This is a genomic window from Alteromonas sp. NFXS44 (genome assembly GCF_040148705.1).
Taxonomy (GTDB): domain Bacteria; phylum Pseudomonadota; class Gammaproteobacteria; order Enterobacterales; family Alteromonadaceae; genus Alteromonas.
In genome coordinates this window covers 627,906-643,660 of record NZ_JAGDEA010000012.1, presented here as the reverse complement: position 1 = coordinate 643,660, position 15,755 = coordinate 627,906, and the positions used below count along the sequence as shown (strand labels likewise).

Annotated in this window: 11 protein-coding genes; 4 read left to right on the top strand and 7 right to left on the bottom strand. The window is 49.4% G+C overall.

Annotated elements, in window-relative coordinates; all coding sequences use genetic code 11:
* Window positions 1-51 precede the first annotated feature (51 nt).
* Entirely contained in the window at window positions 52-939 is an 888-nt protein-coding gene (locus J3369_RS19925; RefSeq protein WP_349590239.1) for a LysR family transcriptional regulator ArgP, read from the top strand.
* 134 nt (window positions 940-1,073) lie between these two features.
* Window positions 1,074-2,228 (top strand): rhomboid family intramembrane serine protease, encoded by a 1,155-nt coding sequence (locus J3369_RS19920; RefSeq protein WP_349590236.1) that lies wholly within the window; start codon window positions 1,074-1,076, stop codon window positions 2,226-2,228.
* Window positions 2,229-2,309: 81 nt separating this feature from the next.
* On the opposite strand, the gene J3369_RS19915 is transcribed toward J3369_RS19920, so the two are convergent.
* From J3369_RS19915 to J3369_RS19885, 7 genes are all read right to left on the bottom strand, one after another.
* Window positions 2,310-5,003, bottom strand: a complete 2,694-nt coding sequence (locus J3369_RS19915) for a hybrid sensor histidine kinase/response regulator (protein WP_349590234.1) — start codon at window positions 5,001-5,003, stop codon at window positions 2,310-2,312.
* Complete coding sequence (gene nosP / locus J3369_RS19910; RefSeq protein WP_303572215.1) at window positions 4,969-6,180, bottom strand: nitric oxide-sensing protein NosP; 1,212 nt, start codon at window positions 6,178-6,180, stop codon at window positions 4,969-4,971. The genes J3369_RS19915 and nosP overlap by 35 nt, the downstream gene beginning before the upstream one ends.
* Window positions 6,181-6,247: 67 nt before the next feature.
* Entirely contained in the window at window positions 6,248-6,979 is a 732-nt protein-coding gene (locus J3369_RS19905; protein WP_349590231.1) for an ABC transporter ATP-binding protein, read from the bottom strand.
* Window positions 6,976-7,812, bottom strand: coding sequence for an ABC transporter permease (locus tag J3369_RS19900; RefSeq protein ID WP_303572213.1), 837 nt, complete (start codon window positions 7,810-7,812; stop codon window positions 6,976-6,978). The genes J3369_RS19905 and J3369_RS19900 overlap by 4 nt, the downstream gene beginning before the upstream one ends.
* Window positions 7,754-8,722, bottom strand: coding sequence for an ABC transporter substrate-binding protein (locus J3369_RS19895; protein WP_349590229.1), 969 nt, complete (start codon window positions 8,720-8,722; stop codon window positions 7,754-7,756). The genes J3369_RS19900 and J3369_RS19895 overlap by 59 nt, the downstream gene beginning before the upstream one ends.
* Before the next feature lie 116 nt (window positions 8,723-8,838).
* Complete coding sequence (gene exaC, locus J3369_RS19890) at window positions 8,839-10,356, bottom strand: acetaldehyde dehydrogenase ExaC (protein ID WP_119502934.1); 1,518 nt, start codon at window positions 10,354-10,356, stop codon at window positions 8,839-8,841.
* A 141-nt stretch (window positions 10,357-10,497) separates the two neighbouring features.
* Window positions 10,498-11,664: a porin gene (locus J3369_RS19885; RefSeq protein WP_349590226.1), complete on the bottom strand. Its 1,167-nt coding sequence runs from the start codon at window positions 11,662-11,664 to the stop codon at window positions 10,498-10,500.
* 372 nt (window positions 11,665-12,036) lie between these two features.
* Between J3369_RS19885 and J3369_RS19880 the strand changes: the two genes are divergently transcribed.
* On the top strand, window positions 12,037-14,130 hold the full coding sequence (locus J3369_RS19880; RefSeq protein ID WP_349590224.1) for a TonB-dependent receptor: 2,094 nt from the start codon (window positions 12,037-12,039) through the stop codon (window positions 14,128-14,130).
* A gap of 295 nt (window positions 14,131-14,425) precedes the next feature.
* Window positions 14,426-15,718, top strand: coding sequence for an NAD(P)/FAD-dependent oxidoreductase (locus J3369_RS19875; protein WP_349590221.1), 1,293 nt, complete (start codon window positions 14,426-14,428; stop codon window positions 15,716-15,718).
* The last annotated feature ends 37 nt before the right edge of the window (window positions 15,719-15,755 follow it).

Here is a 15,755-nt window from a genome sequence, read left to right as displayed (position 1 = left end):
ATTTTTACTATTAATCTAATGACTATATCTATCTATACATTCCTAAAATTCATGATTGATTATCAGTTACTTGATGCGCTGTCCCATGTGATTGCGGAAAAAGGCTTTGAGAGAGCGGCGAAGAAAATGTTTCTGACCCAGTCAGCGGTGAGTAAACGCATTCATCAGTTAGAAGCACTGCTGGGACAGCCGGTACTGGTGCGGACACAGCCACCTTCTGCAACGGCACTGGGCAAAAGACTGCTGAATCATTTGCAACAAGTCCGGCAACTTGAAGTAGCTCTGAACGTTCAGGGTATTGCCGGTCATGATGTTCAATCCGGTCCGTTAACAGTAAAGCTTGTGGCTAACGTGGATTCACTGGCCACCTGGTTACCGGCAGCACTGGCGATAACGGAAGAAGAAGCAGGATGTCAGTTTCAGTTTGAAATCATTACGGAAGATCAGTCCATTGCCTTACAGCGCATGAAAGCGGGAGAGGTTATGGTTTGCATATGCTCATCAGCAGAAGCAGTAAACGGGGGCAAAGTGAGTTCACTGGGCGCACTCCGGTACAAAGTGATTGCGAGCCCTGCGTTTATTCACCGGTACAATATTACCGGGCCTGAACAGCTCAGCGATGTTCCTTGCCTGGTGTTTAATGAGCATGACAGGCTCCAGCACGATTTTTTACAGGAAGTAAACGGCACAACACCCTCACTGGTGCACCTCTGTCCGTCGTCTGAAGGGTTTAAGCAAGCTATGCTGGCCGGCATAGGATACGGCTTGTTACCTGTGCTGCAACTGAATAAAGAGCTGGAAAACGGAGAGTTAGTCGACCTGATGCCGGGTTATCACGTGGATACGCCTCTGTACTGGCATTACTGGCAAACAGAAAGTCCGCAACTTCAAACACTGCGGGAGTTTGCCCTGCGCGAATCTGCAAAGCGGTTGGCTTAGTACTTGTCATGGTACGGATCCAGGAAAAGAGCACGTGCCTCATAATATACAAACTGTCTTATTGGTCAGTTTATACTTCGATTGAAAAGTGTGACGCTTTTTCCTGAATCATTATCCTCCGAACAGATCTAATCATGAAAATCAGATACGACAGAAAATACCTGACAGCAAAAATAAAATCCCTTTACAGGGCTTTAATCTACTGTTGGATAGCAGCTTTATTGTTGTTTTTTTTCTTTGCATTGGATGGTAAATGGATTTTAGCACTCGTAGAGTTATCAGTTGCAACATTGCTATTATTATCTTGCTATTTGGGGTGCAGAAATAATAAAGCGTTTCATTGTATTTTATTGAACCAGAACAGGCTGATTATTCCTCAAATATTTAGCCTTAAGGGTTATGTCTGTATACCTCTGAATGACATTAACTCAATACACCTGCACAAAGATTCCCTCACATTAGCCATAAGCGCTCACAAGTATCCACACATAATTATAGATACTCACTCTTTAGAAAATAAGTCAGAGATTGAGGTTATTTACCATGCTTTGGGAGAAAAGCTGGCGTTAAGCGACAGACTTAATAATTCACAGGCATTTGCAGAGAAAATAAATAGTCATAACGTTTGGGTGTATTCGTTGCTTGCGGCTTTAATGGCGATTCTTTATGCACTGCTTTATTCGAATGAAACTGTTTCAGATGCCATTTACCTTGGGGGAGTGGGAAAGTCAGTAATCAGGAATAAAGATTTTTATCAGTTTTTCTCAGCCATTTTTATACATGTGAACTTCTTTCATTTGTTTTTTAATATCTGCCTTCTGGCAATATACAGTAAAATTGTTAGCGTCTTACTGGGTAATGTGAGGTACTGCAATTTATTTTTCACTGCAGGCATTACAGGTTTCCTCGTAAGTCATGTATTTTCATCATTTGATTATGTGGTCGGGGCATCGGGGGCAATTTACGGTCTGATCGGAGCATTCTTTGTCTTAAGGGTTAAGTATAAGACTGTGCTACCTCCCGGCTTTATGATTACCTCAGTAAAGATAATTCTGCTTACCATTCTTGCGGATATTCTTGTTTCTTTTGTTCATCGGGATTCGGTCGACTTCTACTCACATATAACCGGTTTTTACGTCGGCGCAGCTTATTCCTTATTGATTTGCCGGAACAATAAACCTGTTCCCGACCTTTCAAAATGTAATCGTTTGGAATCAGGTGCTTGCCTTCTGCTTACTTCTGCGGCCTTGTTCAGTATAGGGACTTTTATAGCAAAGCTCGGGGCGTGACCTGCCTGACTACTTTGAGAACACAGTATGAAGTCAGCGCGTTACCACGACTTCATCTGTTGATTTTAATTCGGGCCGGTATTATTCCCCGGCCTTCTTCGACATCAGGTTGCTCAAGGCCAGTTTCATTTTATGGGGTTTCACTGGCTTATTCAGCAGTGAGTAGCCTTTTGCCCGCACAGACTGGCGTAATTCATTGGTGTAGTTCGCTGTGATCATAATCACCGGTGTGCCGGTTCCCAGTTCCCGCTCAACGATTTCAAGGGCATCAAAACCGGTGTCACCGTCATCAAGGTGGTAGTCAGCGACTATGATGTCGGGTTGTAAGTCTTTCAGCCAGTCCTCTTTACCCAAATCTTCCAGTGTCTGCACGCTGGTCACCTGAATTCCCCAGCCGCCCAGCAACTCTTCCATACCGGCGCAAATGGCTTCATCGTTATCAATAATAAGCAGGTTTGCGCCTTCAAGATGACTGTTAAATCTGTCCTGTACGGCGGATTTACGGGGCAAGTCAGACGTTAATCGTTGTGTGCCGTAGGGCAGGGTAACGGTAAAGCAGGAGCCTTTCCCTTCAACGGACGTCACATGGATTTTATGGTTCATCACGGTGGAAAGTTTATCCACAATAGCCAGACCTAAGCCCAGTCCCTGGTCATGACGCCGTTTCTTCGCTTCAACACGGTTAAATTCCTGGAAGATATCACTCAGTTTATCTTCGGGAATGCCGATCCCGGTATCACACACCTGAATTTCCAGACCATGTGCCCGTCTGCGGGCACCTAAAAGGATTGCGCCTTCATTGGTATACCGGATAGCGTTACTGAGCAGGTTGCGAAGAATTCGGGCGAGCAGATAGCCATCCGAGTTCACTACACGGGAGGAGTTGCGGAAACGGAATTTCAGGCCTCTGGCTTCTGCCTGTTGACGGAATTCATTCTCAAGGTTGCTCATGAGATCTTCAACAGCAAAGTCATCCAGCACCGGCTCAATCAAACCGGCCTCCAGCTTGGAAATATCCACAAGTGCCGTGATCAGCGACTCCAGATTCTCCAGCGAATAGCTCAGTGAACTGGTCAGTTTCTGTGCTTCCGGTTGCAGCGTCTGCTCTGCCAGCGCACTGACAAATAAACGGGCTGAATTCATTGGCTGCAACAGGTCGTGGCTGGTTGCAGCGAGGAATTTACTTTTTGATTCGTTAGCGTGCTCTGCTTCCCGCTTGGCTTCCAGCAAGTGGATTTGCGCCAGCTGACGGTCTTCAATTTCTTTGCGCAACTGGGCATTTATCTCGGAAATCTTCTTGGTACGCTGGTTTACACGCTGTTCCATGTAATCGTAAGCATGCTTAAGCGCCTTGGCGGTGCGCCGCTGCTCGGTAACGTCCTGCTCCAGCGCGAAGAAGCCGACTACATTGCGCTCCTGATCGAAGTGAGGAATGTAGGTCTTGTTGGAAATCCGGCTGTTGCCGTTATCCATTGTGGTTTCAACCTCAAAATTGACTGATTGCCCGAGCATTGCCCGTTCAATATATATTTGCAGGTTACTGAACGTTTGTTCACCCAGTACATTTCGCAGATGGTGGCTGATGATTTCTGAACGGGAGCGGTGATACCACTTTTCAAACTCCCGGTTCACGAATTCATAGCACATGTCTTTATTGACGTAAGAAATCAGCGCCGGCATAGCATCGGTAATCAGACGGATGCGTTGCTCACTTTCCTGCAGCGCGCGTTGATGATGACTGCGTTCAGTGATGTCGGTAAAAGTGTTCAGCATGCCGCCGGAAGGAATAAGATGGCTTTTAAACAACAGCACAATACCGCTTTCCAGCACCACTTCTGTTTCACCAAAGCCATCATCATTCAGGCATTCGTCCATGGGCAAGGCGGGTACTTCACGCAGAGCGCTGTTCGCCAGCAGCTGGTTGTACTTTACACCCCGTTTTACGTCGGCTTCTTTCAGACCGGCGAACTCCAGGAACTGCTGATTCCATGTTTCCAGCTCGTTGTTTTCGTTGATCAGGGCCACCGCTTCTGTCATGTTTTCCAGCGTCGACTTCAGCAACTGTGCCTGCTCTGCCATGGCCGTCTGATAACGTAACTCTTCTGTCTTTTTGATGTTGGTGATATCGGTGTATACCACCACCAGGCCGTTCTCAGCGGTCTTCCGCTCAGACATCTGGATCCATGTGCCGTCTTTCAGTTTGAAAATGGTCTGGGTAATGGACTCAGGAAACGCACTGACTTTTCTCTGTACTTTACAGCTGTGATCAACCAGAGGCAGTGACGCAGCGGTAATTTGCTGAAAGGTGGTAACGCCAATCTCAAAAACAATGCCAAAGCGGGTCCAGAATTCACGGCAGCGGTTGTTCACCAGTACCATTTTGCGGTCGGCATCAAACAGAACAAAGGATTCAGAGATACTTTCTATGGCATCTGTAAGACGCTGGCGGTCCTGATCAGAAGAAATCCGGCTTAATTCGGCGTCATGACGGGCCTGGTCTAACTGCTGGTTCGATTCTTCCAGACGGTGCAGCGTTTGCTGTAACTTAAATGTCCGTTCTTTGACTTTGTCAGCAAGCAGAGCGGCATCTTCGAAAGACTGATAGGCATCGCTGTGGTTGCCCCATCCCATTTCAACACGGCGCATCAGCACCGCGTTTATTTTTGTCAGCTTTTCATTTTCGTAACGCAGGCGCTCCAGTTCGTCTGAAGCGACGTCGTTATTGACTGCCGGATAAGGCCTATGTGAGGGTAAGGTCTGGGTTGGCCTGGTCACGTGGATATCCTATAGCAACACCGGTAAAGGTATGGTTCAGATGTAACCCGTTGATTTGTTCACCGTAAGTGCTAAAGCCAATGACATTGTGTTCCATGTACAGTTCAGACATATCTTCTTCAAGTTGATACTCGTCGATTTCCGCCCGGCGGTGAATACAGTCAAAACCGATGAGTAACTGAATTTCACCGACTGATTCTTCCAGTAAATTGAAAATCATTGATGTATGCGACAACAAGCCCGGCGATGTCATCTGGGTAAGCACAACACCGGCATCGATGGCGCAGAAGAAGGTAAGGCTTAAATCATCATTTACCTGTTGAATGCTGCGGATATACAGATGATCACCAATCTGAACTGCCAGCGGATACATGGCAAAGGTGCGGGAATTCAAATCTTCCAGCTTCAGATTGTTAATACGGCAGTATTCCAGTGCAGCGGGTTCGGCATTAAATTCCTGCACAACCCGTAAATCCGGCGAAACCTGAGTCACAACCAGCTTTTCCTGCATAGGAGCAAGGTGATGCTGACTGAACACTTCAAAATTGCAGGCCGTATTCACCAGCATAAACACTGCAGCGTCGCTGTAAAACTTGCCGTTATAAAACACCTGAGTATCAACAAAATGCTGATCGTCTCCTGCGGAACCACCGACCAGCGGGATTTCATGCAGGCTCTCGCTCAATGCATTAATCACCAGTTCCTCACGCACAGATAAACCGTCGAGCAGCGACAGTGCAAAACATTGTTTATCAATAGGTGAAGACGTGACAGCCTTTTTGCGCAGGTTATTCAGCATACCGTCAACCAGCGTATCCGCATCGCTTTTGGTAAACGCAGCGAGATTTTCAATCAGCACAGATTCCACAGCAAACAGGGACTGACTCAGCCCGAATGCACTGATGCTGTGCTTTTTGTAGCCCAGCGGGGTAATTTCACCTGCAGAAGTACAGCCGATCACCGTAATGTCCGGAAAATAACGGGATAACTCCCGCGCTAATAATTCCAGCGGATAGCGGGTGCAGCAGTAAAAAACTACACAGGTTGGCTCACAGGGAGCAAGTGCACGGTAAATCTCCGCGGCAGCTTTCACCGGGTCTTGTTGTTCACTCCCGGCGCGGGCTACACCGCTGACGATGTCCTGCGCGACAGCCAGTTGTGCTTGTTGACGACTCATGTGTCCTCCAGAGGTATGGAGGAATAATATCTGTTTCACAATTGCTTAACAACAATGATGTGTTGGTTTACATGGTTTTGCGTTCATCAGCATTCCCGTACAACAGTCCCGGCCAGGCACGATACAAAGGCTCACAAACATCGCTGACGGCTTTGTCATGTAAATACCTGGGGCGGGGCAGAGTGATAAATTCCTGATGTTTCAATGTCATAGGATTCGCGTCTAAAATCAGTACGCGATCGGCAATAGCAACGGCCTCCTTCAAATCGTGGGTAACATAAATAATGCTGAAAGGCGAAGTCGCCTTCAGCGATAGCACGCACTGGCGCAAACTTTCTGCAGCCGGTGCGTCAAGAGACGAAAAGGGTTCATCCATCAGCAGGACACCGGGTTTGAACATCATCGCCCGTGCCAGTGCCAGTCTTTTGCTCATACCGCCGGAGAGCTGTGACGGATACTTCTCAGCCTGTGACTCGAGGCCGGTGAGTGTGAGTAAAGACAAGGCTTCGCCGGTGGGATCCGGGTGGTCAGGCGGCGCGACCAGAGTGACGTTTTCCAGCACCGTGAGCCAGGGCATCAGGCGGGCTTCCTGAAACATGAGTCCGGGCGGACGTTGATCATCAAAAATGATGTCGCCGCTGAAGTCTTTATCAAGACCGGCAATAATGTTTAACAGGGTGCTTTTCCCCGCTCCGGATGGCCCCACCAGGGCAACAATTTCATTTTCGCCGGTATGAATAGTCAGGTCTGAAATCAGTGTTGTTGCTGCAAATGCCTTGTGGCGGATATGAATGTTCATGATTTACGCCACCCCGACAGCCGGTTTTCCAGCGGGCGCAGGACAAGGGCTTCAATCCCGTACACCACAGTAACGAAGGCAAGGGTGTAGGCCAGAATGGCTGTGATATCGAATAGCTGAAAATAGCTGGATAACTGAAAGCCGACGCCATCACTGCAGCCAATCAGTTCAACCACCAGCACAATTTTCCAAACCAGCGCCAGTCCGCCCCGTGCTGCGGCAATCAGATATGGCGTAATTTGAGGCAGATATACTTTTCTGAAAGTGCGCAGCCGCCCCAGACGGTAAACCCGGGCAACATCCATGAGTTTCGGGTCGATGGCCCGGGCGCCTTCCCGCAGCGTGACGGCAACATTGGGGGCTTTATTGAGGATGACTGCAATAATGGCGGCTGATTCGTTCAGACCAAACCAGATAAAACACAGAATAATAGTAACCAGAGCAGGTACGTTCAGCATCAGCGTCAGTAAGCTGTCAGTCCATGCGTCCACTTTGCGGTTGTGGCCCATCGCCAGACCCAGTGCAGTGCCAAGTATCATGGCGGCAGAGAAAGCGATGGCGACCCTGATCAGGGTTTGTGAAAGATGCAGAGGCATGGTTCCCTGCCACTCTTCTGCCAGTCTTATAAATACCTCTGAGGGAGCCGGAAGCAAAGCTGGAGTAAAAATGGTAACGGCGAGTTGCCAGATGGTAAGCAAAAGCACAACGGATGTCAGCCGTTTGAAAAACGGCAGTTGATACCAGCGTACGGTGTCTTCAGGAAGACAATGCACGTCAGTGTCGCTGCCAGAGAATGTCTGCTGGCAATGCGTTGAGCGGGCCGGTGACATCATTCTCTTCCTGATTGCGGGAAAGCATTTCGAACACCACATTCAGCGATGCCTGTGTGTCCGGTGACGTTGTTGTCATCGCACCGGAGCGGAATCCTTCCATCAGCCAGGGCTGCGCCGGAGCCGGATATTTCGTAAAAGCCGGCAGTGTCGCCCAAAGACTGTCATCGGTTTGCATGCGTTGCCTGATTTCTGCCGACATGGCGAGAAAGTCATTAATTGCCTTGCTGTGCTGTGAGGCCCATGCTGCAGAAAATACCCAGCCCAGTAACGGTACAGGTGCTTTTATACCACTGTTGTTCAGCAGGGTTTGCATGGTGAGCAGAGTATGCATGCCCTGCGCGTTAAGTTGCGCTGCGAAATGCCAGAAGTTAATCACGCCGTCCAGTTCACCTTGCTGAACCAGCGCGTTTAACATGGGGGGCGCAGCAAATTTTACATTAATATCCTTACCCAGCTCGAGGCCGGCGGCCTGCTGAATGTATGCCTTGTACAACACCCAGTTCTTGTTGGTTTTGCCACCCGCAATGCCTAAGGTTTTCCCTTTTAAGTCTTTCAGGGTTTGAATATTACGATCGTTACGCACCACCAGTTGCCCGCCATTAGTTGACCAGGGCGCGAAACGGTAGTCGCGGGAGAGGTTTTTTTGACGGGCGACCCATAGCCAGTCACTGAGGATAACGTCCACTTTGCCACCCTGAAGGGCAACAAGTAATGCCTGAGCAGATGCCAGAGGAACAGCTTCTACCTGAATATTATATTTTTTCTGCAAACCGGTGTTGCTGATGGCCTGCATTTCCCAGTTCACCGTTCCGTATTGCAGTACCCCCACGCGCACCGTCTCTTTGGCCACAGTGAGGCCGGAAAACAGCAGAAAGCAGGCGGTGATAAGGATTCTGAACAGTGACGTCATAGAATAGGTTACGTGTCGTAAATGGTTGGAATACCTTACAAAGCGTAGACCAGATTTTGAAAAAGGTACCCGCCAGAGCGACGGGTACCGGACTTACGCCTTTTCAGGCAACGCTTTTAGAAAAAGCCCAGCGGGTTAACGTCGTAGCTAACCAGTAAGTTCTTAGTCTGTTGGTAGTGATCCAGCATCATTTTATGATTCTCACGACCTACACCAGATTTTTTGTAGCCACCGAATGCAGCATGTGCAGGATAGTGGTGGTAACAGTTGGTCCAGACCCGGCCAGCTTCAATACCACGACCCATGCGATATGCACGGTTCATATCACGGGTCCACAAACCGGCACCCAGACCAAACTCAGTATCATTGGCAATGGCCAGAGCTTCGGCTTCATCTTTAAAGGTTGTTACGCCAACCACAGGGCCGAAGATTTCTTCCTGGAACACACGCATTTTATTATGACCTTTCAACAACGTAGGCTCGATATAGAAGCCTTTGTTGAAGCCTTCAATGCTGGCAGGGCCGCCACCGATAAGTACCTCCGCGCCTTCTTTCTTACCAATTTCCAGATAGCCGAGGATTTTGTCGTACTGCTCAGCAGATGCCTGTGCACCCACCTGAGTTTCTGTATCCAACGGATTGCCACGCTTGATTTGCTGAGTACGGGCGATAACCAGAGAGATAAAGTCATCGTACATATCTTCCTGGATAAGGGCACGTGAAGGACAGGTACATACTTCACCCTGGTTGAAGAAGGCGAGGACCATACCTTCCACACACTTGCTCAGGAATTCGTCTTCGTGCTTCATAACATCGCTGAAATAGATGTTAGGCGACTTTCCACCCAGTTCTACGGTTGAAGGAATGATGTTCTCCGCCGCACACTTCAGGATGTGAGAACCAACCGGGGTGGAACCGGTAAAAGCAATTTTTGCGATCCGCTTACTGGTTGCCAGTGCCTGACCCGCTTCAGCACCGTATCCGTTAACCACGTTCAGTACACCGGGAGGCAGAAGGTCACCGATAACTTCCATCAGTACCAGAATTGAAGCAGGTGTCTGCTCAGCAGGTTTCAGAACGATACAGTTACCTGCAGCCAGTGCCGGTGCAATTTTCCATGCTGCCATCAGCAACGGAAAGTTCCACGGAATGATTTGACCTACAACGCCAAGAGGTTCATGGAAGTGATAAGCCACAGTATTGTTGTCGATTTCACCGATTGAACCTTCCTGTGCACGTACACAGCCGGCAAAATAACGGAAGTGATCAGCAGAAAGAGGAATATCGGCATTCAGGGTTTCGCGTACAGCCTTGCCGTTATCCCAGGTTTCAGCCACTGCGAGCTTTTCCAGGTTCGCTTCAATACGGTCTGCAATTTTCAGGAGCAGGTTAGAGCGCTCAGTCGTTGAGGTTGAACCCCAGGCAGCTTTTGCTTTATGAGCGGCGTCAAGCGCCAGTTCGATATCTTCAGCGGTAGAGCGCGGGATAGAACAGAATACTTCATTATTAACCGGTGAAACGTTATCGAAGTACTGGCCCTTTACAGGCGCGACCCAGTCGCCGCCGATGTAGTTGCCATACTGTTCTTTAAACGTTACAACCGAGTCTTGTTGTCCAGGTGCTGCGTAAATCATAGTTATTACTCCGGTTTTCAATTTTAAAAGCGTTGCCAGATACCGGGATTCAGCCTGCAGACAGAAAATGCGCTGTCGCGGCTCCGGTCCCGGTGACCGGAAATACGTGTCCTTTGTTTCTCTTGCATTGAAACTAAGGGCTTAGAAATTCACGATACCGCCGATTGCGATAGTGTCGGCTTCTTCATCACCTAAGATGCCGGTAAACTCGATGGTGGCGTATTCAACGGCAAATGTCACGTTGCTGTTGTAGTTGTAGAACCACGCAACCTGCATCCCCTCATGTCCAATATAGTCGGCATTTTCGATTTCGTTTTCGCCGTAAGACACAACAAAGCGGTGCGCGTCCATTTTGTAAGAGCCCTGAACGAGGTAACCCGAACTGTCCAGCTCATTCATATTCATGTCGTACATGGTCACAGGGCCAAGGCCAAGCGCTGCTTCGGTTGGGCCAAGCAGGATGCCGATGCCTTCCCCTGTGTAACCTGATGCGTGCAGAGTAAAGTCACCCAGACCTACTTTGACGCCGTAAGAAGTACCTGTAGAGTCGATGTCACCCATGGTGTCTGACTCTGAAGTTTGATTCAGGAAGCCCACCCAGGCTGTCACGTTACCGCCGTCAAAGTCAGTGCTGTACGTTGCCTGAGCTTCAATGCGCGGAGCTGATTCCTGACGGTCGTCAGCGGCATTAACCGGTGAAGGATCGATTGCAGCGATGGCGACTTGCAGGCCACCTGCGAAAGTGGGTGAGGTATAACGAATTTGAGATGCCGGCATCGGATAGGTATAACCGCTGCCGATGTTGCCGAAAGACACGCCCTGTCCGTCAATCAGGCCCAGTGTGTCATTCACGTTGCCGTAACCAAGCAGGATTTCGTCGAGGAAGATGTTGTTACGGTTAAACAATGTAAAATCTTTACCCAGCAACACTTCACCCCAGTCTGAACCTAAAGTGGCGTAGAACTGGCGCACATCGATACCGGTAGAGGTAACACCTGTGTTACTGTCGTTGATTGTGACCCAGAAAGATGAGCGGCCACCGATTTTAAGACCGTTAACTTCTTTGCTGAAGTTCATGCCCAGCCAGTTTGGCAGAAAGCCCATTTTGACCCGTGACTGATCACGTGAAGTACCGGCAGCATCGCTTTCAGAGCTGCTGTTCACGTAAAATGTGTTGAAAGACGCGTCTACTGATACGGTGGCGACTTCTTCGTTGTCGTACAAAGTAACGGCAGCGTTTGCGCTTGAGCAAACCAGTGCGGATACGGCTAAGGCAAGAGGCTTGAGGCTTACGTTCTTGTTGTTCATGTGTTTCACCTATCTTCTGATTGTTTAGTTTTCGTATAGGCGGAGCAACAATTCACATCGATCCCGGGTTACTCATGCCCATTGTCCGCTGATTCGTTGCCAGCGAACTTTTTTTGATGTTTCGAGTATTGTTGTCAGGGGCAAAATTGGAAACTCGTCGATAGGGTGGAATCCGTTACACTTTAGTCCGCCAGCGAAATGCATCCGAAGGAGTAGATCCAAAGTAGTAGTTATGTCAGTGGCTTCCGGGGGGACTGCAAAGTAGCAGGACAAAATGCCATAAAGTGCCCGTGAGACGGGCTTCTCCGGCTGAATTTTTCCACCTACTATGAGACTGATTCATAGTGTCAGAACACCATGTACGAGAGAGTTATGACCGCAAGATATCCCTTCACATCACGGCTAACCGTGCTTGCTCAGGCCGTACTGCTTGCCGCTACGGCCTCGCAGGTAATCGCGGCGGAGAGTGAGTCTTCCATTGAACGCATTACCACCACGGCAACACGCACAGAGACCTCGGCCTTCAGACAGCCTTTTTCCGTCAGTGCGGTGGATGAAAACGCTCTGACACTGCTTTCTGCCACCCATATTGAAGAGGCCCTGAACCAGATTGCCGGCGCGCAATTACAACGGGGTAACGGACAGGAATACCTGCCGGCATTACGTTCACCGGTACTTTCAGGCGCGGGCGCCTGTGGCGGACTGCTTACCGCTGAAGATGGTATTCCGTTAAGAGCAGCAGGCTTTTGTAACATTAACGAGCTGTTTGAAGCTCACAGCGAAATGGCGCAGCGCATCGAAGTACTAAAAGGGCCGGGTTCTGTATTGTACGGCTCTAATGCCGTACATGGCGTGATTAACGTGATCACGCCTGATACTACCCGTGGCGGTGGTATGGCGGGTGTTGATTACGGCTCTTACGGATACAGCCGTTATAAATTACGTTCCGGCTATGATGCCGGAAACACCGGGGCGGGCATCAACGCCAGCGTGACCCGTGATACGGGATACCGGGTTGATGAAGGCGTCGATCAGGAAAAAGTAAACTTACGACATCGCTATGACGGTAAAGCTTTTTCGGTCAATTCCGGTCTCACCTATACTAATCTGGAGCAGGACACCGCCGGCTATATCAGCGGTACAGACAGTTATAAAGACAAGGCGCTGGCACAAGGGAATGAAAACCCCGAAGCTTACCGCAATGCGCGATCGTTAAGGCTGTGGTCGAAAGTGTCTTTGTCACTGGACAATGGTGACGACATCATTGTGACCCCGTTTGTGAGAGACCAGGACATGGATTTTCTCATGCACTTCCTGCCAGGCCAGCCGGTTGAACAAAATAGCCAGCGCGGCGCCGGTATACAGTCCCTCTGGCGGCACGGGATTGCTGACAATATAACCCTGCGCACCGGTATTGACGGTGAATTCACCGAAGGTGACTTACTGCAATATCAGGACGGCGCTACAACCGGCTCCGCGTTTCTGATAGAAACTATCCCGTCGGGTAAGCACTACGATTACAGCGTTGATGCTACAGTAGTTGCACCTTTCGCTATGGTGAACTGGGAATATGGCCGGTGGGCATGGTCGGCCGGTGCCCGTTACGAGCACATGCGCTACGATTATACCAACAACATGAACAGCGGCAGGGTGCGTGAAGACGGCACAGCATGCGGGATGGGAGGCTGTCGTTATACCCGCCCGGAAAGCCGTGAAGACACGTTCAGCAATTTCTCACCGAAACTCGGTGCAGCCTATTCGATAGATGATAATACACTGGTTTACGCCAATATTTCGCGAGGTTACCGCGCTCCCCAGGCGACTGAATTGTATCGCCTTCAGCGCGCACAAACTGTTGCTGAGCTGAAACCTGAAGAGGCCGACAACATTGAGCTTGGCGTTAAAGGAAAAGGCGAATCGCTGCGATACAATATTGCCGTATATCACATGGATAAAGACAACTTTATCTATCGCGACAGTGATTATTATTACGTTAATAATGGTAAAAGCCGTCACGTGGGCGCAGAGGCAGAACTGGAATGGCAAATGAACCCCGAGTGGGCGTTGATTGTGGCCGGAACCGTCGCCAAACACACTTATCGCCATTCAGAACTTTCCGGTGATATTGATATTCGCGGCAATGATATGGATACCGCTCCCCGCCACGTCGCGAATACCCAATTGCGGTACACACCCACAGAAACCATTACGGCGGAACTGGCATGGCAACACATGGGCAGTTACTACACTGACCCCGAAAACGCACATAAATATGACGGCCATGATGTGGTGGATTTACGGACAAGCTGGGACATTAATCCGGCACTGACGGTTTACGGCCGTATTAATAACCTGTTTGATGAAGCATATGCAGAGCGGGCAGATTACACGTCGTTCAGCGGTGACCGTTATTTTCCCGGTCGTCTGAGAAACTATATTGTTAGTCTCGTTTATCGTTGGGAATAATAGTTCCAGCCGTATGTAAGGTGGTATCTGGCGCTTCTGGCCGGGGAGGGCGTTGATTCGAAGTACGTTTGGCGCGCGGATGGGGGGAGCGTTGATTTCTCAGAACCGTCAGCCGCAGGGAAGCGGCTGCCGAGGCCCCATGGATGGGTTTACGCCGTGTTCTGAAAATCAACGCTCCCCTCAGCCAGAAGCGCCAAAAGTCTCCACAGCACGGCCACCTGCAGTTTTTCGAGCTATTGGATGACACCGTCATCAAGACATTCAATAGCTGGAAAAATTGCTTTAAGGAAACATTATGAAAAAGATCGTCGTTGTAGGCGGTGGTGCAGGAGGCCTGGAGCTGGTTACCCGGTTGAGTAAAAAACTGGGCCGGAAAGGGTTAGCTGAGGTGATTCTGGTCGATCGCAGTAAAACCCACGTATGGAAGCCATTACTTCACGAAGTCGCTGCGGGCGTTATCGATAAAAACTCAGACGGTGTTGATTACCGTATGCATGCGGTGCGCAACAAGTATCAATTCCAGCTTGGTAATATGCAACGTCTCGACAAAGAGAACAAACGCATTGTGTTAGACCCTCTCTATGACGAAGACGGGCATCAAATTCTGCCGGAACGTACCATCGAATATGATTACCTCGTACTTTCCATGGGCAGTGTATGTAATGATTTTGGCACGCCGGGTGTGGCAGACCACTGTTATTTCCTCGACTCCCTGTCGCAGGCCGAGCGCTTTCACAAGGCACTGCTCAATCAACTGCTCAGAGTGAATCAATCCTGTACTGATCAGGAAGTTATTCACGTGGCCATTGTCGGTGGCGGTGCCACAGGCACAGAGCTGGCGGCACAACTTCACCATGTGGCCAATCTTGCCCGTGCTTACGGCATGCCGGAGATGTCTGCTGAACGTTTAAAAGTGTCTATTTTAGAAGCCGGCCCCCGTATTTTACCTGCATTGCCCGAACGTATTGCCGGGTCAGCGAAAAAAGCGCTGACAGACTTAGGGATCGACGTACTGGAAGGAGCCATGGTGTCTGAAGCCACAGAAAATGGCTTTAAAACCAAAGACGGCAAAGAAATCGATGCCGATTTGCTGGTGTGGTCAGCAGGGGTTAAAGCGCCGGATTTCCTGGTTGAGATGGATATTTTCGAAACTAATCGTGCCAACCAGATTCTGGTCAATGAATATCTGCAAAGCACCGTCGATAACAATATTTTTGTGATAGGCGACTGCTGCGGCTTTAAACAGAAAGATGGTTCCTGGGTACCGCCACGTGCGCAGTCAGCCCATCAGATGGCCAGTGTGGCGGCGGCCAACATCATTAATATCTTTAAAGGCGCACCGCTTAAAAGCTACGAATACCGTGACTATGGTTCACTGGTACACCTCAGTAAATACAGTACTGTGGGCAGTTTGATGGGCGCACTGGTTAACTCCAGTATGTTCATTGAAGGACGTCTGGCGCGGCTGGTGTATATCTCGTTGTACAACATGCATCAGTATTCAGTGCACGGGTGGTTTAAAGGCACAATGACCTTACTGGGCCGTAAAGTGAGTAACTTTGTAGGGCCGAAGTTGAAGCTGCATTGATAGTGAGATATGCCGGGTGAACCACCCGGCATTTTTT

Excerpts from the sequence above, each read along its gene's own strand:
- exaC (WP_119502934.1), bottom strand. The coding sequence starts at position 10,356 with ATGATTTACGCAGCACCTGGACAACAAGACTCGGTTGTAACGTTTAAA.
- J3369_RS19905 (WP_349590231.1), bottom strand. The coding sequence starts at position 6,979 with ATGAACATTCATATCCGCCACAAGGCATTTGCAGCAACAACACTGATT.
- J3369_RS19885 (WP_349590226.1), bottom strand. The coding sequence starts at position 11,664 with ATGAACAACAAGAACGTAAGCCTCAAGCCTCTTGCCTTAGCCGTATCC.
- J3369_RS19900 (WP_303572213.1), bottom strand. The coding sequence starts at position 7,812 with ATGATGTCACCGGCCCGCTCAACGCATTGCCAGCAGACATTCTCTGGC.
- J3369_RS19895 (WP_349590229.1), bottom strand. The coding sequence starts at position 8,722 with ATGACGTCACTGTTCAGAATCCTTATCACCGCCTGCTTTCTGCTGTTT.
- J3369_RS19920 (WP_349590236.1), top strand. The coding sequence starts at position 1,074 with ATGAAAATCAGATACGACAGAAAATACCTGACAGCAAAAATAAAATCC.
- J3369_RS19880 (WP_349590224.1), top strand. The coding sequence starts at position 12,037 with ATGACCGCAAGATATCCCTTCACATCACGGCTAACCGTGCTTGCTCAG.
- J3369_RS19875 (WP_349590221.1), top strand. The coding sequence starts at position 14,426 with ATGAAAAAGATCGTCGTTGTAGGCGGTGGTGCAGGAGGCCTGGAGCTG.
- J3369_RS19925 (WP_349590239.1), top strand. The coding sequence starts at position 52 with ATGATTGATTATCAGTTACTTGATGCGCTGTCCCATGTGATTGCGGAA.
- nosP (WP_303572215.1), bottom strand. The coding sequence starts at position 6,180 with ATGAGTCGTCAACAAGCACAACTGGCTGTCGCGCAGGACATCGTCAGC.